Raw genomic sequence first — 20,910 nt, forward strand, 5'->3', positions numbered from 1 at the left:
TGGTGTAAGCTGCTGGGACTTGCTCATTTGCCGCCTACCTGTACCTCGAAATAACTTGGGTATATGCATTTCATTCCTGCATTTCAAAAAGGCCACATTTTCGGATGTTGGCTTTTTTTTCGGATAGAGGAATTTTTCACCACTATCAGTCATATAGAGTAGATTAATCTCTATTTGTGATAAGCCCGCCAGCAAAAAGCTTCGTCTGCACCATACTTAACCCTGATTTATGGATACTGGTTTCGTAATGAGTACCGAAATGGAGGAAGGTATGGAGTGGCAGACTCACTTGGTTTTCAATCAGCCAGAGCCTTTATCGAACAGTAATTTATTTCTGTCTGATACCGCCTTGCGGGAAGCAGTGATGCGGGAACATGCTGGCTGGGATGGCGAGGATCTCTCGCGGATTGGACTACAACTAGGTTCGCAAGAATCACTTGAGTTAGGGCGGCTGGCGAACGCCAATCCTCCAGAGTTATTACGTTACGATGCTGCAGGGCAGCGCTTGGACCAAGTGCGCTTTCATCCCGCCTGGTATGTGTTGATGCAAGAGCTGGTCAATCACCGGGTACATAATTTGCCTTGGCAGGAAGATGCCCGGATAGGTTCTTTTGTGGCACGCGCAGCCCGGTTTATTTTGCATGCACAGGTAGAAGCGGGCTCGTTATGCCCAATCACCATGACATTTGGCGCGATTCCACTGCTGCAACAAACCCTTCCCTCTCAATTCCGTAGTTGGTTACCGCCACTGCTTTCAGACCGCTATGACTCTCATCAAGTTACGGCCAGCCAGAAACGGGGTTTGCTGATTGGCATGGGCATGACAGAAAAACAGGGAGGATCTGATGTGCTCAGCAATACCACCAAGGCAGAACCGCTGGAGGTGCGCGGCAATGGCGAGGCTTATCGACTGGTGGGGCATAAATGGTTTTTCTCCGTGCCGCAAAGTGATGCGCACCTTGTTTTGGCGCAGGCTGAGGGCGGATTATCCTGTTTCTTCCTACCTAAAATATTGCCGGATGGCAGCTATAATGCTGTTCGATTAGAGCGCTTAAAAGAGAAACTCGGCAACCGCTCCAATGCCAGCAGTGAGGTTGAGTTCGATAATGCCACCGCCTGGCTATTGGGCGAGGAGGGCGACGGTATTCGCCAAATTCTGAAAATGGGTGGATATACCCGTTTTGATTGCGCTTTGGGCAGCCACGGCTTGATGAGACGCGCTTTCTCAGTGGCGCTGTATCACGCCTGGCAGCGGCAGGCCTTTGGTAAGGCACTGGTAGAGCAACCTTTGATGCGACAAGTGCTAAGCCGCATGGCATTGCGTTTAGAGGGCCATACTGCATTGCTGATGCGCTTAGCCAGTGCATGGGGAAAAACCGGCGACCCTCAGGAGCAGATATTCAGTCGGTTACTGACCCCGGCGGCTAAATATCGAGTCTGCGGGTTGGGTAGCGCCTTTGTTGCGGAGGCGATGGAAGTGCTGGGGGGCATTGGGTATTGCGAGCAAAGTGAGTTGCCGCGGCTCTATCGTGAAATGCCGGTAAACAGTATTTGGGAAGGCTCCGGCAATATTATGTGCCTGGATGTGTTGCGCACATTGCGTAAGCTGCCCGCCGCGCTAGAAATACTGCAGCAAGAGTTTTACCCCGTACGTGGGCAAAATCGGCTATTTGATCGTGCATGGCGACAGTTGCAGCAGCGGCTAAAAAATCCAAAGGAAGAGCAGGGGCGGGCGCTAACCCAGCAACTGTTTGATTTGTGCTGCGCGGCGCAATTATTGCGTTTTGCTTCGCCACCATTAGCCGATGCCTGGTGCCGTATGACGCTGGACCACCGTGACCAGTACATGCTGCCGGAAGCGGTTTGTTCATTGCTACTGAGCCGGGCATCCGGCTCACGTTAACAATATTGCTCTCTGTTGCGAGGGCCAATTACTTATATAGCAGGGCATTGGCATACCAGATACCGGGGTAAACACTGTCGGACATCATGATAATCAAATAATAAGGCGCACCGCTGGCATTAGCTTTGCGCTTAATTTCTGCTTCGATATCCATCGGGCTACCAAATACCTGAGCCGAAATTGTGCCTACTTTTTGTAAGTTAACACTTTGGGCTCGGGTGATTTCTTGCGCATAAGGCTGAACCGCGGGAGGAGGAACCGGGGTAACGTAAAAAACACTGCAAGCCGAGAGCCCGAGAGTGATCAGTAAGAATATCATCGCACGCTTTATATTCATTTTTGCCTCTTTATCCGTAGGGCTGTCGCTACCAAGCCCATTATTGCTCAAGTGTAACTCTGCCACTGCCCGTCTGTGGGTAATATCTTGGAAGAAATTGATTTAAGACTTTATATCTTGGTTTTGGCACACTGAATTTATGCGGTATAAATCGGTTTTTCCTGTTTATGCTCGGCCTAATAAACAAAGGGTTTTCGCCATGATTGAGATGTCGCTGGAAAATATTAATGGTATTGAGGTCATCCATGCGGCCCCAGCAGGTAAGCGCCAGCAGCCGTTACCGACTATTTTCTTTTATCACGGCTATACCTCGTCCAAAGAGGTTTACTCCTACTTTGCCTATGCTTTTGCCCAAGCTGGTTTTCGTACCATAGCGCCAGATGCGGATATGCATGGCGCGCGGTTTAACGGCAATGAAACTCAACGGCTATCGCATTTCTGGGAGATCTTAAAATCAAATATTGATGAGTTGCCAGCCCTTAAACAACATTATCAGCAGGCGGGGTTAATTGAGGGCGAGCGTATTGGCGTCGCGGGCGCATCGATGGGGGGAATGACCACTCTGGGAGCTTTTGCCCGCTATCCATGGGTCAGTGTTGCTGCCGATTTTATGGGGTCCGGCTATTTTACCTCGCTGGCACAGACACTATTTCCGCCATTAGAGGCGGGGCACGAGGTTAGCCCGGCGGAGTTTGAGCGCCGCTTGTCTCCTTTGGCTGATTACGAACTCTCCCATCAGTTGGGCAAAATCACTGACCGCCCATTATTGGTGTGGCATGGCGAAGTTGATGATGTCGTGCCAGCGGCAGAGAGTGCGCGGTTGGTACAGGAACTGAGAGCGAGCGGAGGGGATAAGCACCTGACATATCTTACCGAAGTGGGCATTGGCCATAAAATCACCCCGAGCGCTTTGGCTGCCGGGACGCGGTTTTTCAGTCAGTATCTATAAAAAAAGCCCCCGACAGGCGGGGGAAATTGAGTATGGGCTTTCTTTTTTGTCGGTATTTCTCTGGTGTTGTATTTGTCTATTGAATCTTAGCGATACAGAACTGCATTAACGTGTATAGAACTATTGTCGCCGGGTTCATGCATAGCGATTATCTGATAAGAGCTTGCCCCGCGTTCATCCGCTAATTTACTGACTTGTGCCGTGGCATCATCAGGGGAAACGACATTGTGGCCCAGTGACAGAGCACCAATACTGACGCGCTGTTGCTGCATAGCTTGCTGGGCGGTTATTTCATTAGCAGCGAACGCACTGGTTGATAATACCAAGCCGAGTGCAGCTGCGATGGCGAGTGTATGTTTCATAGGTGACTCCAGAATCTTATTTATATACTTTGAATAAGTTATCTATCTGCTGCGCCGCTTGTTTTGCGGTGGATGTAAATAATTCTAGTCGCTTTTGTTAATTTAAAAATACCTGGCAATTGATTCACTTTGTCAAAAAAAATGAATAACATTTATGCTGAGCTAATGATTTTATTGAAAGATTTATCAGACTAATGGATCTACATCCATTGGTTGTCGAATGAACAAAAAGTGCGGTTTTAGCTGAGTAATGGTTAGAACCAGAATAAATCCCCGCCAGTCCTTGAGTTTCCAAGCGCCCGCAAGTATAGTTACGCGTCATTTTTCAGCCGCACACAAATACGTTCCTTGCCTCCATGGGCCGCGGTTGACCCTATCAGGAGGCTGAATAATCCGTAAGGAGCAATAATCGATGCGTCATTACGAAATCGTTTTTATGGTCCATCCTGACCAAAGCGAACAGGTTCCGGGCATGATCGAGCGCTATAGTGCAACTATCACTAATGCTGCTGGTACGATCCACCGTCTGGAAGACTGGGGCCGCCGTCAACTGGCTTACCCGATCAACAAACTGCACAAAGCTCACTACGTTCTGCTGAACGTTGAAGCTCCGCAGGAAGCGATCGATGAGCTGGAAACAAACTTCCGCTTCAACGACGCCGTTATCCGTAGCATGGTTATGCGCGTTAAACACGCGGTAACTGAAGCATCACCAATGGTTAAAGCGAAAGACGAACGCCGTGAGCGTCACGACTTTGCGTCAGAAGCCAATGATGATTCTGAAGCTGGGGATTCTGAAGAGTAATTGCCGTGGTGACCACTAATCGTCTGGTACTCTCTGGCACTGTGTGCAAGACACCGGTTCGAAAAGTAAGTCCTTCTGGAATTCCGCATTGTCAATTTGTGCTTGAGCACCGATCAACACAGCAGGAAGCCGGATTTAGCCGACAAACATGGTGCAGAATGCCCATCATCGTCAGCGGGCAAAAGTCACAAGCATTAACTCACAGTATAACGGTCGGCAGTCAGTTAACCGTTGAAGGCTTCATTAGCTGCCATCAAGGCCGCAATGGGCTAAACAAATTGGTTCTGCATGCCGAGCAGATTGAATTTATAGATTCTGGAGACTAGCCAAATGGCACGTTATTTCCGTCGTCGCAAGTTCTGCCGTTTTACCGCGGAAGGCGTTGTAGAGATTGATTATAAAGATATCGCTACGCTGAAAAACTATATCACTGAAAGTGGTAAAATTGTCCCGAGCCGTATTACCGGTACTCGCGCAAAATACCAGCGTCAGCTCGCCCGTTGTATCAAGCGCGCACGCTACCTGTCTTTGTTGCCGTACACTGATCGTCATCAGTAATCGGCCACTGTCCATTAACGACTTTGAGAGGATAAGGTAATGCAAGTTATTCTGCTTGATAAAGTAGCAAACCTGGGCAGCCTGGGTGACCAAGTGAATGTTAAAGCGGGCTACGCTCGTAACTTCCTGGTTCCACAAGGTAAAGCTGTTCCGGCAACTAAGAAAAACGTAGAGTTCTTTGAAGCACGCCGTGCAGAATTGGAAGCCAAATTGGCTGGCGTTCTGGCTGCTGCTGAAGCTCGCGCAGCTAAAATTAACGAACTGGGCAGCGTCACCATCGCATCTAAATCTGGCGATGAAGGCAAACTGTTCGGCTCTATTGGTACTCGCGACATCGCTGATGCTGTAACTGCAGCTGGCGTTGAAGTGGCCAAGAGCGAAGTTCGTCTGCCGAATGGCGTTCTGCGTACCACAGGTGATCATGAAGTTCACTTCCAGGTACACAGCGACGTGTTCGCGCAACTGAACGTGATCGTGGTTGCAGAAGCGTAAGTTACGCGGCTGTTAACCTGCTAAAACGCCAGCCTCGTGCTGGCGTTTTGCTTTCTGGCGCCAAGGGAAATAGCCGTCGGAGCACTGAGTTAGACAGTACTAAAGAAGAGAATTGGTCGATAAAAGCGGGCGATGGGATATAGCGCTTAACGATCGCGGCGATAGCTGCCATCACTTTGTCGAGTAAACAGCACTTGCGCGTTACTGGTGGTTTCAATGGCCAGTGCAGCCACCACACCTTGAGCATCCAGCATAATTTTAACTTCCTGCCCGGCCTTGAGATTACTCAGCGGTTTATCGTTACCCTCAACTTGTGCCATCGCAAACACTTCGTTTACCGGTAAGTTATTATCACGGAACAGTTGCGCCAGTGTTTTCCCTGATTGAATCTGATAACTCTGCCAATTTCCCTGTACTGGGGGAGTGGCTTCAGGTGTCACGGAAGGCGCCACCGTAGGAGGTGGCGGAGCATCAAGATTGTTTTGTAAATGAAGGTCGCTTTGTAATTGGGCCTGTAGTGGAACCTCAGTTGACGGCGCGCTAACCGGGAATGAATTATTAGTGTTATCGCGTGATACTGGCCACAGCAGTGCTAGCAGCAATACCGTCGTCGCAATGATAATCCAGCGACGGTGGAAGAAAGGTAATGGCTCCATCCACTGAAAATTGTCCGGCAAGTGCCAGATTTTCAGCAACAGTCCTTTAATACCTGTTTCCTGAGCCGGCGTAGCCGCAGATTCAGGGGAAACATGACTTTCAGTAGAGGCAATATCCTCAGCAGGAGCAATATGTTCAGATGCGCTGACTTCAGACATCAGATTTTGCTCATCCGTCGTTTTAGCATCCGGCAAAATCCGCTGCCTGATATTCAGCCAGGTATGCAGCAGTGGCTGATAAACCCGGGTACTTTTCCTTCTCCTGGGCGCGATTCTGCCCATGGTGACCTCTCTTCAACGACGTAAAACTACATAAATAATAAAATGGTAATGCACTAGTAGGCTTCTAAGTATAACTCTTCTTACTTGAAGTTGGGCTGACTGGCTAACTGATTGATGCCAAAAGGCAGAACATTATAATACTTAAACAGGGAATTTCCCCGTTAGCCTGCTGCCATTGTTTCTTTTTCTTCGACAAAAGTCATCATTAGCGAAGCAAGATTTTACCGCGCTCCCCTGCTGCTGTTATGCTTGCGGCTTCGACATGATTAGCGACTAAAGGAAAATCCATGACAACCCCTTCTTTTGAAAGCGTTGAAGCGCAAGCAAGCTACGGAATTGGTTTACAAATCGGGCAACAATTGCAAGAGTCCGGGCTGGAAGGTTTATTGCCAGAAGCATTATTGGCAGGTTTGCGTGACGCGATGGAAGGGAATACACCGACCGTTCCTGTTGATGTTGTGCACCGTGCATTGCGTGAAGTTCACGAGCGTGCTGATAAAGTCCGTGTTGAACGCCAGCAGGCTTTGGTTGAAGAAGGGAAAACTTTCCTGGAAGAGAATGCCAAGCGTGATGACGTTACCACGACTGAGTCTGGCTTGCAGTTCTCCGTGTTGCAGGCGGGTGACGGCCCGATTCCATCCCGCCAAGACCGCGTACGTGTGCATTACACCGGTCGCTTGGTTGACGGCACCGTATTTGACAGCTCAGTTGAGCGCGGCCAACCCGCAGAGTTCCCGGTTAGCGGCGTCATTCCCGGCTGGATTGAAGCTCTGTCTATGATGCCAGTGGGCTCTAAGTGGAAGTTGTACATCCCACACAACCTGGCTTATGGCGAGCGTGGTGCCGGTGCAACTATTCCACCATTCAGTGCGTTGATGTTTGAAGTGGAACTGCTGGAAATTCTGTAATATCCCCGGCAGTGATATGAGAAAGGGCGACATAATGTCGCCCTTTTTGCATTTATAGCACTGACTTAGATTATTTCTGCTGTAAATCGATTTGGTAAACCTCAAAACCGATGTCGTCAGTTCCCATCGCTTTCATCGGATATTGTGCTTTTTGCTTAATAAACTCAGCCGCTTTAGCACTTGGCGAGGTTTCAAAGCGGATATCCAGCGGTTGTTTGCTCTCAAGAGTTGCCAGACGCCAGTTATTGTCGGCTTGTGGAGTGACTTGCCCATGCTTTTTGGTTTCAGCGCTGATATAAGCCGATAAAACGGCCCGGTTCTCATCCGGGGAGGCGAAAGCAATATGGCTGTCACCAGTGCCAGCAAATTTACCGCTGTAGGCGCGGTAGTTATTGGTAGCAATCAGGAACGTCGCTGTTGGATCGATAGGTTTGCCGTTAAATGTCAGGTTTTTAATCCGCTCAGCTTTATCGTTAATCAATGCACATTCACCATCGTAGCGCGCCGGTTGGCTCACATCGATTTCGTAATTAACCCCATCAATAACATCGAAATTATAAGTACGGAAACCATCCCAATTAATGAGTGATTGCGGCTTGCTGCTGTTCACATCGATTTGATTAAATTGCGCAGCAGAACATTCGAGCCACTGCTTAACCTCTGCACCACTGGCTTTTACCACCACTAACGTGTTCGGGTAAAGGTACAGGTCAGCGGCATTACGGAAGGTCAGCTCACCTTTCTCTACCTCGACAAAACTGGCCGGGTCATTTTTACGTCCACCCGCTTTAAACGGCGCGGCGGCAGAAAGCACCGGCAAGTCAGCTAAATCAGGATCGCCCTGAATAAAGTGTTCGGTATAGGCGCGCTGGGCGTTATTCACGATTTGTACGGTTGGGTCATCTTGGATCAACGCCAGATAGCTGTACATATTATCTGATGCTTTGCCGATGGGTTGGCTGACAAAATCACGGGTGCCCTGATGATCAGCGGCCAGCACTTTCACTAATTTTGCATCTTCGGCAGCCAGCGATTTTTGCGCGGCTTTATCAAAGATAGGGCGCGCTTCGGCCTTGGCTTGAGTCACCTGCCATGGGCCTTGGTCATTATTCAGGACAAAATCTACCACACCCAGATGGTCGCCCCACTGGCCCGGCATCACCGCAGGAATACCATTCAATGTCCCCTGTGCAATATCCGCGCCTTTGATAGTGGCAAAATCTTTGCTTGGGAAGACGGCATGGGCATGACCGAACATGATGGCATCGATACCCGGCACTTGGCTGAGGTAATAAACCGAGTTTTCAGCCATGGTTTTATAAGGGTCACTGGAGAGGCCGGAGTGGGGGATCGCCACCACTAAATCAGCGCCTTGTTTGCGCATTTCCGGTACCCATTTTTGAGCGGTTTCGGTGATGTCGTTAACGGTGACTTTGCCGCTCAGGTTGGCTTTGTCCCATATCATCACTTGTGGCGGCACAAAACCAATGTAGCCGATCCGTAGATTGTGTGTTTTCCCCTCGCGATCTTTTACCGGAGTGTCGACAATTAAATAAGGCTGAAACAGTGGCTTACCCGTTTTGACATCAATGACGTTGGCATTTACATAGGGGAATTTGGCCCCTGCCAGCGATTTTTTCAGATAATCCAGACCATAATTAAACTCATGGTTGCCGATGTTACCCACTGCATAGTCCAGGGTATTCATTGCCTTATAGACCGGATGAATTTCCCCGGCTTTGAGTCCTTTGGCTGCCATATAATCACCCAGCGGGCTGCCCTGAATCAGGTCTCCGTTATCCACCAGCACACTGTTGGTTGCTTGTTGGCGGGCGGCTTCAATTAGGTTGGCCGTGCGCACCAGACCGAACTTCTCGGTAGGCTTATCTTTGTAGTAATCGAAATCCATCATGTTGCTGTGTAAATCGGTGGTTTCCAGTACTCGCAAGTCAACGGTAGCGGCTTGTGTTGTGAACACAGACATGGATGTCGCGACAGCAATCAGGCTGGCAAGCAGGGATAACGTCAGCGGACGCTTAGACATGGCTTTCTCCATCGTGGCTTTTCCATTAAGAAAACAATTCGACATGTATCGCAAAAGAATATGTAAATTTAATAAATTGTCATAATAAAGTGTGAAGTTTGGCAGAAAACGCATTGAGATAACGCGCAGGTGCTCACAGTTGCAGCAGGTTGATGCCACTGATTTTATTCAAAGTTAGATGACAAAGGTGGCTATTTGGCAGGGAAATTATTAGTCTGCCCAACCGGGGATAAGCATTGTGATGATTAATTTTTATTTTAGCTTTGCGTTCTAAAATGAATGTAGAGTGGACAAAATGTCTTGAGGCCATTTCCGATCAACTGAGATCAATCAGATACATTCTGACTATCAATATTCGACATGACTCATAATACCAAGGGGTGGATGATGTTAGAGCAAATTTGCCAGTTAGCCCGCGAGGCAGGCGTGGCGATTATGGCGGTCTATCAGGGTGATAAGCCCCTTGATGTGGCCCATAAAAAAGATGATTCACCAGTCACTGCGGCTGATCTTGCGGCTCACCAAATTATCAAAGCTGGATTGGCGGCATTGACCCCCGATATTCCCCTGTTATCTGAAGAAGATCCGCCGACATGGGCGGTGCGCCAGCATTGGCAGCGCTATTGGTTGGTTGACCCACTGGATGGCACCAAAGAATTTTTGAACCGCAATGGTGAATTCACCGTCAATATTGCCCTGATTGACCAAGGGGTACCGGTGTTGGGGGTGGTCTACACCCCAGTGACTGAAGTGATGTACAGCGCCGAAGATGGCAAGGCGTGGAAGGAAGAGGGGGGCCGGCGTATGCAAATTCAAGTGCGAGATGCACTGCCACCGCTGGTAGTCGTAAGCCGCTCTCACAGTGATGCCGAGTTGGAAGATTATTTGTCGCAACTGGGCGAGCATCAGACGGTCTCGGTCGGCTCATCACTCAAGTTTTGTTTGGTGGCGGAGGGGAAAGCGCAATTGTACCCTCGCTTCGGGCCAACCAATGTGTGGGATACCGCAGCCGGGCATGCTGTCGCCATTGCTGCCGGGGCACTGGTTCATGATTGGCAGGGTAAGCCACTTTCTTATACCCCGCGTGAATCTTTCCTGAACCCCGGCTTTAGAGTGTCGCTGTTTTAAGGCTTCAGTAATTGGTGCAGTTGGGCAATGACCTGCTGCACCTCTTCCGGCGTCAGTGCGCCATCTTTGACAAATTTAACGTTTCCTTGCTGATCCAGCACCACAATTGCCGAACCTTTCGCCGCCAGATCCCAGGCCTTTTGAACATTCCCGTTACTGTCTACCACAAACTGTGACCAAGGGAATTCACGTTTATTACTTTCAATGCTGCTGCGCACAAACATGGCAGTGCCAATGATTGCATCATCGGTGTTGACGATTGTCGTCGTTTGGTAACGATCGTGTGGCAAATTAGCGTGCTTGATGGCTTCTACTAGCGGCGCATTCAACTCCTTTGCCGAGGTGCGGCCAGCAATATGCTGGATGACTCTCACTTTGCCGGGCAATTGCGAGCTATTCCAGTTTTTATAGCTAAACTGATCAGTAGCCTTATCATAATTTAATTCGCCTTTATCGCTGACCCCCACCGGCGGTACACGCTGGTCAAGTTGGAGTGTATGAGCACTGGCGATGACGGGGGTGAACAGCAGCGATAGGATAAGCAGGCTATTTTTTATCATGGAATGTCCTTTAGGATCTTATGAGTCATGTTGGGCACTTATTCCTGTACCTTGGAAATTATTGGGTATCAGTTTTCCAATAATAGGTGCAGATCGGAGGTCTGTCCTGTTTGTTGAAAATAATTATTTCTGACATTTACTAGATGGTTATTCTGTCTCGATCTCTCATTTTCTCTGCGTGGCTCTGTAATTTTATGTAAATCCAGCATCAATGACTGATTTTGGGGGAACTTAAGCCCATACTCTAGGTCTATTACTCTGCAATTATCTTACGCTACCTGTGATCTTGGTCGCTAAGCCGCCAAAAGGTACGTATTGGTGCTATGGGAGGAAAGTAAAACAATGAGGATCTTCCAACGTTACAACCCGGCAAAAATCGCGATGTATGTCAAAACGTTATTCCGTGGTCGGTTGTATATCAAAGACATGGGGGCTTTTGAGTTTGATAAAGGCAAGATTTTAATCCCGAAAGTTAGGGATAAACGCCACTTTGAGGTGATGTCAGAAGTTAATCGGCAGGTGATGCGTTTGCAAGCTGAGATGGGCTGATACTCTGCGTATTTGGAGTTGCAGCGTTGTTAGCCGCGAATCACTGACTTGAGTTAGTTCATCGGGATTCAGCCTAGCTGCAACATCAATGACTTTGGGTCATACCCTAGACTAATTTAATTGCGGCCCCTTAATCGGGGCCGCTAATGTTTCAAACTATTATTAATTCAATCTATTAGGATGCATTATCTATGCATCACTGCTTTCATGCGGGGCTTTTGGCAGTATCGGCGCAGGTTGGTCACTGAGCCGGGTTACCAATAACTGATCGATTTTGTAGCTATCGATATCCACCACTTCAAACTTATAACCGGCATATTTGACGAAATCAGTGCGCTTTGGAATTTTGCGCAGCATATACATCATAAAGCCGCCGATGGTTTCATAATTGCCGGACTGCGGGAATTCATCGATATGCAGCACGCGCATCACGTCTTCAATCGGCGTACCGCCCTCAATCAACCATGAGTTTTCATCACGGGCCACAATTTGCTCTTCTTGCCCCTGACCGACTAAATCCCCCATCAGGGTGGTCATTACGTCATTCAGGGTAATTATCCCAACGACCAAAGCATATTCGTTAAGGATAACGGCAAAGTCTTCACCCGCCGTCTTAAAGCTCTCAAGCGCCTCAGACAGTGTCAGAGTATCCGGCACAATCAAGGCCGAGCGGATTTGCACACCGCTGCTCAGTACCAGGCTCTGGTTGCCCAAAACCCGATTCAATAAGTCTTTGGAGTCAACATAACCCACCACTTGATCGATATGACCATCACAAACCAGGAACTTCGAATGCGGATGCGTCGAAATCTTCTCTTTGATGCTGTCTTCACTTTCCCGCAGATCGAAATAAATCACACTTTCACGTGATGTCATTGAAGATGGAACCGTGCGTGATTCCAACTCAAATACGTTTTCAATCAGTTCATGCTCTTGCTTGCGTAGCACCCCGGCCAATGCGCCCGCTTCCACCACGGCGTAGATATCGTCCGAAGTTATATCGTCATTTCGAACCATTGGTAGCTTAAATAAGCGGAAGATCAGATTGGCCATTCCATTGAAGAACCAAACTAATGGACGACAAATCATCAGGCAGAAGCGCATCGGGTTGACGATTCGCACGGCAACCGCTTCAGGTGAAATCATACCGATGCGCTTCGGGGTTAAGTCGGCAAACAGAATAAATAAGCTGGTGACCAGAACGAATGAGCAAATAAAGCTCACTTGATCGGCAAGCTCAGGTGACATAAAGCGTTCGAATACCACTCTGAAGGACGGAGAGAATGCCGCATCACCGACAATACCACCGAGAATGGCAACGGCATTCAGCCCAATCTGGACCACGGTGAAGAAAATCCCCGGAGTCTCTTGTAGTTTAAGTACCCGTAAGGCGTTGATATCGCCTTCATCTGCCAGAAGTTTTAATTTAATTTTGCGTGATGCGGCCAGCGAAATCTCGGATAACGAGAAAAAGGCACTCACTGCAATTAAAAAAAGAATCAGTAAAATACTGTTTAACATAATCTATCCGTGTCGTACCGACGATAGCGTCGGCGATCTTAAGGAAGGCCATACCGGTCATCTTTCAAGTTACAGATGCTTTGACTGCTCAACTCACCCAAATGACTGACTCGCGCAAGCTCATCGGAGGCTCTTGCTTGCCGCCTGCCTGCGCCTTGAAATATATAGGGTATATAGTTCATGTTGAGTTTTAAGACAACGGAAGAAAACCGTTATCGGGCTGAGTGAACAGCCCGGCTAGTATAGCAGCAGCGATGAGAGCGCCGCCAGCCTTACAAATTGGGTGGCATACAAACCCCAATCCCGCCTAAGCCACAATATCCATGTGGATTTTTGTATAAATATTGCTGGTGGTCATCTTCGGCGTAATAAAACGGCAGCGCGGGAGCGATTTCGCTGGTAATCGTCCGGTGGTCGCCCGCTTGTTCCATGGCTTGCTGGAACTGTACTTTGCTCGCTTGAGCCTGTGCTTCCTGCTCTGGCGTCAAGACGTAAATAGCTGAACGATATTGTGTTCCAACATCGCCCCCTTGACGCATTCCCTGTGCTGGGTCGTGATTTTCCCAGAAAATCTGCAATAGTTGCTTATAGCTGATGACCCTTGGGTCAAAAACCACACGAACCACTTCGGCATGGGCGGTACGCCCACTGCACACTTCATGGTAGGTTGGGTTTGGCGTATAGCCACCGCTGTAGCCCGCGGCGGTGCTATAGACCCCCGGTTGCTGCCAAAACAGGCGCTCGACGCCCCAGAAACAGCCCATGGCGAAGATAGCTACTTCCATACCTTCAGGGATATGCGTCATGGAGTGCCCATTCACAACATGCAGAGTTGCAACCGGCATCGGTGTCAGTCGCCCCGGCAAAGCATTCGCCGCATCAATGACGGCGGTTTTATCAAAATTTTGCACCACAATAGACTCCGATGTTGACAGTGAATTTTAAGTTTACAGCAAATGACTAACAAGATGTTTACAGTGAATCGCGACAGACAGTTGTATCTGATTGCGAGTTTGCACACAATAAGACCCATTCTGCGTTAATGTAGCGGCTTAAGGTGGAGTTTTAGGAGTAATAGGCTTAAATCAGTCTTTGAATGCGGAATGATAGTGTGAGTATTGCCACTGAATTTTTGATCGTCCGCGAGGCCGTTTTACAGGAAAGTATAATTAATAAGCTAGGAGTACGCGTGCCACGATACCCCATTTTTTGTTTTTTGTGTGTATTGCTCGCTACACCTATTGCCTATGCTGCCAATGTTCGGTTGCAGGTTGAGGGTCTTAGCGGGGATTTAGAGCGAAACGTCAGGGCGCGTTTATCAACAATTGGTACTGATGAAGTCACCGCCGACGGGCGTTTCCGCTCAAGGGTGGATGAAGCGATTCGTCAGGGGCTGCGGGCTTTGGGTTATTACGACCCCACCATTACCTTTGATTTACAAGAGCGTCCGGCTCCGGCCCGCTCGGTTTTAATCGCCAAGGTGGTGCCCGGAGAACCGGTTTTGATTGCCGGTGTGGATATCGTGCTACAAGGCGGGGCGAAAACTGATCCTGATTATCTGGCGCTGGTGCGCCGCGATACGCCAAAAATTGGCTCAGTCCTAAATCATGGCGATTTTGACAACTTCAAAAGCTCACTGACGGGGCTGGCTTTGCGTCGTGGTTATTTTGACGCCAATATGATCAAAAGCCAGTTAGGTGTAGCAGCCGAACTGCGCCAGGCTTTTTGGGATATTGATTTCGACAGCGGCGAGCGCTACCGCTTCGGTAAAGTTATCTTCCAGGGTTCACAAATCCGTGAGGATTTCCTGCAAAATCTGGTGCCTTTTCATGATGGGCAGCTGTATTCGGCTGATGATCTGGCCGAACTGAACCGCCGTTTGTCTGCCACTAACTGGTTTAACTCAGTGGTGGTTTCGCCGGATTTCCGCGATGCCAAAAAGACCAAAATTTTGCCGCTCGATGCGGTTGTCACGCCACGCACCGAAAATACTGTTGAGTTGGGGGGCGGTTATGCGACTGATGTCGGCCCGCGCCTGACCGCCAGTTGGCGTAAGCCTTGGATGAACTCCTATGGCCACAGTCTGACGACCAGCACCACACTGTCGGCACCTGAGCAAACACTGGATTTCAGTTATCGCATTCCCCTGTTAAAAAATCCTCTTGAGCAGTATTACCTGTTGCAGGGCGGGTTTAAACGCACTGACCTCAATGACACCAAATCAGATACCACCACACTTAACGTCGCTCGCTTCTGGGATCTTTCCAGTGGTTGGCAGCGGGCGATAAACCTGCGTTGGAGTCTGGATCACTTTACTCAGGGCAGTGTGACCGACACCACCATGTTGCTGTATCCGGGGGTGAGTATTAACCGTACCCGCCAGCGCGGTGGCGCTATGCCGGTCTGGGGCGACAGTCAGCGTTACTCGATTGATGTGTCGGATACCACGTGGGGCTCTGATGTTGATTTCGGCATTTTCCAGGCGCAAAACGTGTGGATACGCACCTTGGGTGAGAAAAACCGCTTTGTGGTGCGTGGCAACCTGGGCTGGATTGAAACCAATAATTTTGACCGTGTCCCGCCATCACTGCGCTTCTTCGCCGGTGGGGACCGCAGTATTCGCGGCTATAAGTTCCGTGATGTTTCTCCGCGTGATAGCGAAGGTAAGTTAACCGGTGCCTCTAAATTGGCGACTGGCTCTGTGGAATATCAATATAACGTCACTGGCCGTTGGTGGGGGGCGGTATTCGTCGATACCGGTGAAGCGGTAAATGATATTCGCAAGAGTGATTTAAAAACCGGTGCCGGGTTTGGGGTGCGCTGGGCTTCCCCTGTTGGCCCGATTAAGCTGGATATCGCGAAACCTATTGGTGACAACGAAGCACGTGGCGTGCAATTTTATATCGGTTTGGGGCCTGAGCTATGACGCAAATAGAGGAACAGATGCCGGTAAAAAAACCGATGCCGGTAAAGAAACTAAGGTGGGTAAAGAGACTCAGTATTGCGTTTCTGCTCATTATCCTACTGTTGGTAGGAACTGTGGTGGGCTTACTCGGCACCACCAGCGGTTTGCATTTTGTCATCAACAGCGCCGCACGCTGGGTGCCCGGCTTGGATATTGCCAGTGTCAGCGGTGGCTGGCGTGATCTGACACTCAAGGGTATTCAGTACCAAATGCCGGGTGTGACGGTCAAAGCGGGGCAATTTCATCTGTCATTGCAGCTCTCTTGCCTAAAACGCAGCGAATTATGTGTTAATGCTCTGACAGCCCAGGATGTCGATGTGGTGGTGGATACCAAGGCCATGCCACCTGCGGCTCCGGCACCAGCCAGCACCGAGCCGATGGGCGAGCTGAGCACCCCGTATCCCCTTACTTTGCGCCTGTTGTCGCTCAATAATGTCAACGTCACTATTGATGATACCGCAATTTCGCTGGATGAATTCCGAACTGGCGCACATTGGCAACAGCGTGCGCTGGACTTAATGCCAACTAAAATCAGCGGGTTACTGATAGCGTTGCCGAAAACGGTACCGGCTATTGTCCCTGATGCGGCGAAACCGGCGGTTGAAACCGCGATTGCCGCCAAACAAGCTATTGAGCAACAGGCCGCAGCCCCGGCCGAGCCAGAAACTCCTCTGGGAGAGACGCTAAAAGAGCTGTTCGCCAAACCTCTACTGCCGGACTTACCTGATTTTCGTTTGCCACTGGATTTGAATATTAAGGAGATTTCAGGGCAACAACTGCGGCTTACTGGTGATACCGATGTCCTTATCAGCAGTCTTTTGCTACGTGCCAGTACCCTGGATAACCGGGTCACTCTGGATACGCTGGATGTTAAATCGCCACAGGGTGGGTTGTCTGCCCATGGTGAGGCACAACTTGCTGATAAGTGGCCGCTCAGTATGGTGGTTAACAGTGCGTTGAACATCGAACCACTGAAAGGCGAGAAAGTAAAACTGACGGTTGGCGGCGCATTGCGTGAGCAGCTCAAAGTCGATCTCAATTTATCTGGCCCGGTCAGTGCACAGCTAGCCGCAGAAACTGCGCTGGCTCAGGCGGGATTGCCTCTGGCATTAACCTTGCAAAGCAAGCAGTTGCGTTGGCCATTGAGTGGCGAGCCTCAGTTTCAGCTCGATAATCTCAGAATGCGTTTTAACGGGCAGGCGACAGATTACGCACTCTCAATTCGCTCTGATTTTAAAGGCACCGATTTGCCGCCAGCGGTATTCACTTTGGATGGTAAAGGCAATGTCGAGCAATTCAATCTGACGCGTTTGCGTCTGGCGGCACTGCAAGGTAACACTGACCTTACCGGTGTGGTGGATTGGAGCAAAGCCATTAGCTGGAACTCGGTGTTAACGCTGTCAGGTATTAATACCGCGAAGCAGTGGCCGGAGTGGCCAGCAAAACTGGATGGCAAGATGGTGACTCGCGGCAGTATCCATGGCGGTAGCTGGCAATTACAGGTACCAGAGCTGACGCTGGATGGCAATGTGAAGCAAAATCGCGTAACCGCGCGTGGCTCTTTGACCGGGAATGCGGCGGGTCAGTGGCATATTCCCGGCATCAAGCTGGCGTTAGGGCGCAATAATTTGGATGTGAAAGGCGACCTTGGCGATAACTGGCAGCTCGATGCCAATGTTGACGCCCCGCAGCTTGATGGCGCGTTACCGGGGTTGGGCGGCGTGGTGAACGGAACACTGAAATTACGCGGCAACCTTAAAGCGCCACAACTGTTGGCCGATCTCACGGCGAGCCGCCTGCAATGGCAAGAATTGACCATTAATCGGGTTAAAATTGACGGTGACGTGCGTTCGACCGACCAAATCCAAGGCCAGTTAGCCATCAGGGTCGAGCAACTTAAACAAGCTGACTTGCTGATTAGCTTATTGACGTTGGAGGCGCGTGGCAGTGAAAGGCAGCATCAGTTGCGCCTGAATATGCAAGGTGAGCCGGTGTCTGGTCAGTTGGCACTGGAGGGGAGCTTCGACCGGCAGCAAGAACGCTGGCGCGGTACCCTCAATAATACGCGCTTTGACACGCCGGTTGGTGAATGGCGTATCAGCCGTGCCATTGCATTGGATTACCAAAATACCCTACAGCAGGTCACTATTGGGCCACACTGTTGGCTTAACCCCAATGCGGAACTGTGTGTGCCGCGAGCGATAGAAGCTGGCCCGAGTGGGCAGGCGAGTGTGGTACTCAATCGCTTTGATCTCGCCATGATTAAACCTTTCCTTGGCCCAGATACCACCATGAGCGGGGTATTCACTGGGCGCGCGGATGTCAGCTGGAGAGCGGGCGGCGCTTTGCCGGATGTGCGGGTTTCACTCAGTGGCAATGGTGTCAAAGTGCAGCAAATGGTGCAGGGTAATCCGCTGCCGATAGCCTTTGAAACATTGAATTTGAATGGCGGCTTGACCAATGGCCAAGTGCGTGCGGACTGGTTGGTTAAGCTGGTCAATAATGGCCAGTTCTCCGGGCAGGTGCAGGTTGCTGATCCAGAAGGGCGGCGTAATCTATCCGGTAACATTGCTATCAGTAACTTCTCGCTGGCCATGATTAACCCGATTCTGAGTGATGGCGAAAAAGCCGCGGGTACTTTAAATGCTAATCTGCGTTTGGGGGGGAATGCGAAAAGCCCACTGGTCTTTGGCCGCCTGGCGCTGGATAACGTAGATGTTGACGGCAGTTGGATGCCATTTGATATCACCGAAGGGCGTCTGGTGATGAATTTTGACGGAATGACCTCAACATTAGAGGGCTTAATCCGCACTTCTCAAGGGCAACTCAATCTTTCTGGTGATGCTGACTGGCGTGATATCAATGCCTGGCGTGCCCGGATTGCCGCCAAAGGTAACAAGCTGCGGGTGACGGTTCCGCCAATGGTGCGGATAGATGTGTCCCCGGACATTGTCTTTGAAGCCACGCCACAGCTGTTTACTCTGAATGGCTCAGTCGATATTCCCTGGGCGCGTATTACCGTGCAGGAAGTGCCAGAAAGTGCCGTGGGGGTTTCACCTGACGAAGTCATGCTAAATAACGATCTGAAACCTATTTCGCCGCGCTCTACCAGTATCCCAATTAACAGTAATCTGGTGATTCACGTTGGTAATGATGTTCGCCTGAATGCATTTGGCCTTAAAGCGCGCTTACAGGGCGACTTGAAAATGGTGCAGGACCAGCGCGGCTTAGGTTTGAATGGGCAGATTAATATTCCGTCTGGTAGTTTCCGTGCTTATGGTCAGGATTTAATTGTTAACAAAGGGGTATTGCTGTTCTCCGGCCCACCGGATCAGCCGCTACTCAATATCGAAGCCATTCGAAATCCTGATGCTACTGCCGACGGTGTGACGGCTGGCGTGCGGGTGACGGGAATGGCGGACTCACCACGGCTGGAGATCTTCTCGGATCCGGCGATGTCCCAGCAAGAAGCATTATCTTATCTGCTACGTGGGCAGGGGCTGGGCAATTCTGGGGCTGACAGCGGCTTGATGACGTCCATGCTGGTCGGTATGGGGGTTGCACAAAGTGGTAAACTTGTGGGTAAAATTGGCGAGGCATTTGGTGTAAGCAACCTGGCACTGGATACTCAGGGGGTTGGCGATAGCTCACAAGTGGTTGTCAGTGGATATGTCACTAAAGATCTGCAAGTAAAATACGGTGTGGGTATATTTGACTCGCTGGCTACGTTAACATTACGTTATCGGTTGATGCCCAGGTTGTATCTGGAAGCGGTGTCTGGTATTGATCAGGCATTAGATGTGCTTTATCAGTTTGAGTTCTAACAATGCGAATTATTGTCTACGGTAGTTTACGACGCAAGCAAGGTAATAGTCATTGGATGACGGACGCCCAGTTATTGGGTGAACATGACCTGGAAGGTTTTGATATGTACGATTTAGGTCATTATCCGGCAGTTGTGCCCGGAGACGGCACCGTGCATTGTGAAGTTTATCGTATTAACTCGTCTATTATGAATGAGTTAGATGAGCTGAAAAGTAATACCAAAGATTATCGGCGTGAGTTGATCCAGACGCCTTATGGCAGTGCGTGGATATACCTTTATCGTCTACCGATTGAAGGGCTACCGCGTATCTACAGTGGCGATTGGTTAAAGCGCCATGAAGAAAATAATAAGCTGTAAAGTTAAATAGCCATAAAAAAACACCGCTCAAGGGCGGTGTTTTTTATGACGTCCGCGACAAAGAATTACTTCTTCGCACGTTCGAAAGAGGACAGGATCTCGGCTTTAGCTGCTGCGGCATCTTCCCAACCGTCAACTTTCACCCACTTGCCAGTTTCCAGATCTTTGTAATGCTCAAAGAAGTGTTTGATCTGTGCTTTCAGCAGCTCTGGCAGGTCTTGCACGTCTTTAACGTGGTCATATTCTTTGGTCAGTTTGCTGTGTGGAACAGCCACCAACTTGGCATCTTCACCCGCTTCATCGGTCATTTTCAGCACGCCAACTGGGCGGCAACGAATAACTGAGCCTGGCTGTAACGGATACGGCGTTGGCACCAACACATCAACTGGGTCGCCATCTAATGACAAGGTGTTATTGATGTAGCCGTAGTTGCACGGATAGAACATTGCAGTAGACATGAAACGGTCTACAAACAGAGAACCGGTTTCTTTGTCGATTTCATATTTGATTGGATCGGCGTTGGCAGGGATTTCGATCACAACATAAATATCTTCTGGCAGGTCTTTACCTGCGGGTACTTGGTTCAAGCTCATGTCGGTTTCCTTTTATCAAACCAGAAATGGAGTGCCGGCTATTATAGCCAAGTCTTATGTGAATTCCTGTCCTTTTCACTGCTTGATGGTGGTGAGATTGCCTGAATCAAGGCTA

General features: G+C 49.7%; 20 protein-coding genes. 12 read left to right on the forward strand and 8 right to left on the reverse strand.

Annotated elements, in window-relative coordinates:
• Nucleotides 1-259: 259 nt before the first annotated feature.
• Complete coding sequence (locus FTA96_RS11760) at nt 260-1,903, forward strand: isovaleryl-CoA dehydrogenase (protein ID WP_050152049.1); 1,644 nt, start codon at nt 260-262, stop codon at nt 1,901-1,903.
• A gap of 28 nt (nt 1,904-1,931) precedes the next feature.
• Here the strand turns inward: FTA96_RS11760 and bsmA are convergent, their stop codons facing one another.
• Nucleotides 1,932-2,240, reverse strand: a complete 309-nt coding sequence (bsmA, locus tag FTA96_RS11765; RefSeq protein WP_050110926.1) for a biofilm peroxide resistance protein BsmA — start codon at nt 2,238-2,240, stop codon at nt 1,932-1,934.
• Nucleotides 2,241-2,439: 199 nt separating this feature from the next.
• Between bsmA and yjfP the strand changes: the two genes are divergently transcribed.
• Complete coding sequence (gene yjfP / locus FTA96_RS11770; protein WP_145508477.1) at nt 2,440-3,189, forward strand: esterase; 750 nt, start codon at nt 2,440-2,442, stop codon at nt 3,187-3,189.
• An 86-nt stretch (nt 3,190-3,275) separates the two neighbouring features.
• Here the strand turns inward: yjfP and FTA96_RS11775 are convergent, their stop codons facing one another.
• A complete protein-coding gene (locus FTA96_RS11775) occupies nt 3,276-3,551 on the reverse strand; it encodes a YdgH/BhsA/McbA family protein (RefSeq protein ID WP_050110930.1) in 276 nt (91 codons plus the stop codon).
• Nucleotides 3,552-3,963: 412 nt separating this feature from the next.
• Here FTA96_RS11775 and rpsF point away from each other — a divergent pair, with 412 nt between their 5' ends.
• Genes rpsF through rplI form a run of 4 tightly spaced genes read left to right on the forward strand, consistent with a single transcriptional unit; the run spans nt 3,964 to nt 5,406 of the window.
• Nucleotides 3,964-4,356, forward strand: coding sequence for a 30S ribosomal protein S6 (gene rpsF, locus FTA96_RS11785; RefSeq protein ID WP_002210153.1), 393 nt, complete (start codon nt 3,964-3,966; stop codon nt 4,354-4,356).
• Nucleotides 4,357-4,361: 5 nt separating this feature from the next.
• On the forward strand, nt 4,362-4,682 hold the full coding sequence (gene priB, locus FTA96_RS11790; RefSeq protein ID WP_020282467.1) for a primosomal replication protein N: 321 nt from the start codon (nt 4,362-4,364) through the stop codon (nt 4,680-4,682).
• A 4-nt stretch (nt 4,683-4,686) separates the two neighbouring features.
• Nucleotides 4,687-4,914, forward strand: coding sequence for a 30S ribosomal protein S18 (gene rpsR / locus FTA96_RS11795; RefSeq protein WP_002210155.1), 228 nt, complete (start codon nt 4,687-4,689; stop codon nt 4,912-4,914).
• Between the two features lie 39 nt (nt 4,915-4,953).
• Nucleotides 4,954-5,406, forward strand: coding sequence for a 50S ribosomal protein L9 (gene rplI, locus FTA96_RS11800; RefSeq protein WP_004707026.1), 453 nt, complete (start codon nt 4,954-4,956; stop codon nt 5,404-5,406).
• Nucleotides 5,407-5,552: 146 nt separating this feature from the next.
• Here rplI and FTA96_RS11805 read toward each other — a convergent pair whose 3' ends face one another.
• Nucleotides 5,553-6,344, reverse strand: a complete 792-nt coding sequence (locus FTA96_RS11805) for a LysM-like peptidoglycan-binding domain-containing protein (RefSeq protein WP_050110932.1) — start codon at nt 6,342-6,344, stop codon at nt 5,553-5,555.
• Nucleotides 6,345-6,631: 287 nt separating this feature from the next.
• Here FTA96_RS11805 and FTA96_RS11810 point away from each other — a divergent pair, with 287 nt between their 5' ends.
• Nucleotides 6,632-7,252, forward strand: coding sequence for a peptidylprolyl isomerase (locus FTA96_RS11810; RefSeq protein ID WP_050110933.1), 621 nt, complete (start codon nt 6,632-6,634; stop codon nt 7,250-7,252).
• 70 nt (nt 7,253-7,322) lie between these two features.
• On the opposite strand, the gene FTA96_RS11815 is transcribed toward FTA96_RS11810, so the two are convergent.
• Nucleotides 7,323-9,308, reverse strand: coding sequence for a bifunctional 2',3'-cyclic-nucleotide 2'-phosphodiesterase/3'-nucleotidase (locus FTA96_RS11815; protein ID WP_145534009.1), 1,986 nt, complete (start codon nt 9,306-9,308; stop codon nt 7,323-7,325).
• A gap of 375 nt (nt 9,309-9,683) precedes the next feature.
• Between FTA96_RS11815 and cysQ the strand changes: the two genes are divergently transcribed.
• Nucleotides 9,684-10,424: a 3'(2'),5'-bisphosphate nucleotidase CysQ gene (cysQ, locus tag FTA96_RS11820; protein WP_050110937.1), complete on the forward strand. Its 741-nt coding sequence runs from the start codon at nt 9,684-9,686 to the stop codon at nt 10,422-10,424.
• On the opposite strand, the gene FTA96_RS11825 is transcribed toward cysQ, so the two are convergent.
• The gene (locus FTA96_RS11825) at nt 10,421-10,984 is read right to left on the reverse strand and encodes a YtfJ family protein (protein ID WP_050121745.1); all 564 of its coding nucleotides are present in this window, start codon (nt 10,982-10,984) and stop codon (nt 10,421-10,423) included. The genes cysQ and FTA96_RS11825 overlap by 4 nt on opposite strands.
• Nucleotides 10,985-11,326: 342 nt before the next feature.
• On the opposite strand from FTA96_RS11825, the gene FTA96_RS11830 reads away from it, so the two are divergent.
• Entirely contained in the window at nt 11,327-11,533 is a 207-nt protein-coding gene (locus FTA96_RS11830; protein WP_032910425.1) for a DUF1107 domain-containing protein, read from the forward strand.
• Nucleotides 11,534-11,722: 189 nt separating this feature from the next.
• Here FTA96_RS11830 and FTA96_RS11835 read toward each other — a convergent pair whose 3' ends face one another.
• Nucleotides 11,723-13,054, reverse strand: a complete 1,332-nt coding sequence (locus FTA96_RS11835; protein WP_050110942.1) for a hemolysin family protein — start codon at nt 13,052-13,054, stop codon at nt 11,723-11,725.
• 272 nt (nt 13,055-13,326) lie between these two features.
• Nucleotides 13,327-13,965 (reverse strand): peptide-methionine (S)-S-oxide reductase MsrA, encoded by a 639-nt coding sequence (gene msrA, locus FTA96_RS11840; protein WP_145574006.1) that lies wholly within the window; start codon nt 13,963-13,965, stop codon nt 13,327-13,329.
• Between the two features lie 278 nt (nt 13,966-14,243).
• Here msrA and tamA point away from each other — a divergent pair, with 278 nt between their 5' ends.
• Genes tamA through FTA96_RS11855 form a run of 3 tightly spaced genes read left to right on the forward strand, consistent with a single transcriptional unit; the run spans nt 14,244 to nt 20,202 of the window.
• The gene (tamA, locus tag FTA96_RS11845) at nt 14,244-15,980 is read left to right on the forward strand and encodes an autotransporter assembly complex protein TamA (RefSeq protein WP_050110952.1); all 1,737 of its coding nucleotides are present in this window, start codon (nt 14,244-14,246) and stop codon (nt 15,978-15,980) included.
• Between the two features lie 35 nt (nt 15,981-16,015).
• Complete coding sequence (tamB, locus tag FTA96_RS11850) at nt 16,016-19,843, forward strand: autotransporter assembly complex protein TamB (RefSeq protein WP_222424312.1); 3,828 nt, start codon at nt 16,016-16,018, stop codon at nt 19,841-19,843.
• Between the two features lie 2 nt (nt 19,844-19,845).
• Nucleotides 19,846-20,202 carry a gamma-glutamylcyclotransferase family protein gene (locus tag FTA96_RS11855; RefSeq protein ID WP_050110946.1) on the forward strand — a complete coding sequence of 119 codons (357 nt, stop codon included), beginning with the start codon at nt 19,846-19,848 and terminating at the stop codon, nt 20,200-20,202.
• A gap of 65 nt (nt 20,203-20,267) precedes the next feature.
• Here the strand turns inward: FTA96_RS11855 and ppa are convergent, their stop codons facing one another.
• On the reverse strand, nt 20,268-20,795 hold the full coding sequence (gene ppa / locus FTA96_RS11860) for an inorganic diphosphatase (protein ID WP_002210169.1): 528 nt from the start codon (nt 20,793-20,795) through the stop codon (nt 20,268-20,270).
• Nucleotides 20,796-20,910 lie beyond the last annotated feature (115 nt).

Origin of the sequence: Yersinia alsatica, assembly GCF_902170305.1 — a bacterium.
GTDB classification, from domain to species: domain Bacteria; phylum Pseudomonadota; class Gammaproteobacteria; order Enterobacterales; family Enterobacteriaceae; genus Yersinia; species Yersinia alsatica.

Coding starts and splice junctions, on each gene's coding strand:
- FTA96_RS11775 (WP_050110930.1), bottom strand. CDS start 3,551: ATGAAACATACACTCGCCATCGCAGCTGCACTCGGCTTGGTATTATCA.
- rplI (WP_004707026.1), top strand. CDS start 4,954: ATGCAAGTTATTCTGCTTGATAAAGTAGCAAACCTGGGCAGCCTGGGT.
- FTA96_RS11825 (WP_050121745.1), bottom strand. CDS start 10,984: ATGATAAAAAATAGCCTGCTTATCCTATCGCTGCTGTTCACCCCCGTC.
- ppa (WP_002210169.1), bottom strand. CDS start 20,795: ATGAGCTTGAACCAAGTACCCGCAGGTAAAGACCTGCCAGAAGATATT.
- FTA96_RS11805 (WP_050110932.1), bottom strand. CDS start 6,344: ATGGGCAGAATCGCGCCCAGGAGAAGGAAAAGTACCCGGGTTTATCAG.
- bsmA (WP_050110926.1), bottom strand. CDS start 2,240: ATGAATATAAAGCGTGCGATGATATTCTTACTGATCACTCTCGGGCTC.
- FTA96_RS11835 (WP_050110942.1), bottom strand. CDS start 13,054: ATGTTAAACAGTATTTTACTGATTCTTTTTTTAATTGCAGTGAGTGCC.
- yjfP (WP_145508477.1), top strand. CDS start 2,440: ATGATTGAGATGTCGCTGGAAAATATTAATGGTATTGAGGTCATCCAT.
- cysQ (WP_050110937.1), top strand. CDS start 9,684: ATGTTAGAGCAAATTTGCCAGTTAGCCCGCGAGGCAGGCGTGGCGATT.
- tamB (WP_222424312.1), top strand. CDS start 16,016: ATGCCGGTAAAGAAACTAAGGTGGGTAAAGAGACTCAGTATTGCGTTT.
- FTA96_RS11855 (WP_050110946.1), top strand. CDS start 19,846: ATGCGAATTATTGTCTACGGTAGTTTACGACGCAAGCAAGGTAATAGT.
- rpsF (WP_002210153.1), top strand. CDS start 3,964: ATGCGTCATTACGAAATCGTTTTTATGGTCCATCCTGACCAAAGCGAA.
- FTA96_RS11760 (WP_050152049.1), top strand. CDS start 260: ATGGAGGAAGGTATGGAGTGGCAGACTCACTTGGTTTTCAATCAGCCA.
- FTA96_RS11830 (WP_032910425.1), top strand. CDS start 11,327: ATGAGGATCTTCCAACGTTACAACCCGGCAAAAATCGCGATGTATGTC.
- FTA96_RS11810 (WP_050110933.1), top strand. CDS start 6,632: ATGACAACCCCTTCTTTTGAAAGCGTTGAAGCGCAAGCAAGCTACGGA.
- FTA96_RS11815 (WP_145534009.1), bottom strand. CDS start 9,308: ATGGAGAAAGCCATGTCTAAGCGTCCGCTGACGTTATCCCTGCTTGCC.
- rpsR (WP_002210155.1), top strand. CDS start 4,687: ATGGCACGTTATTTCCGTCGTCGCAAGTTCTGCCGTTTTACCGCGGAA.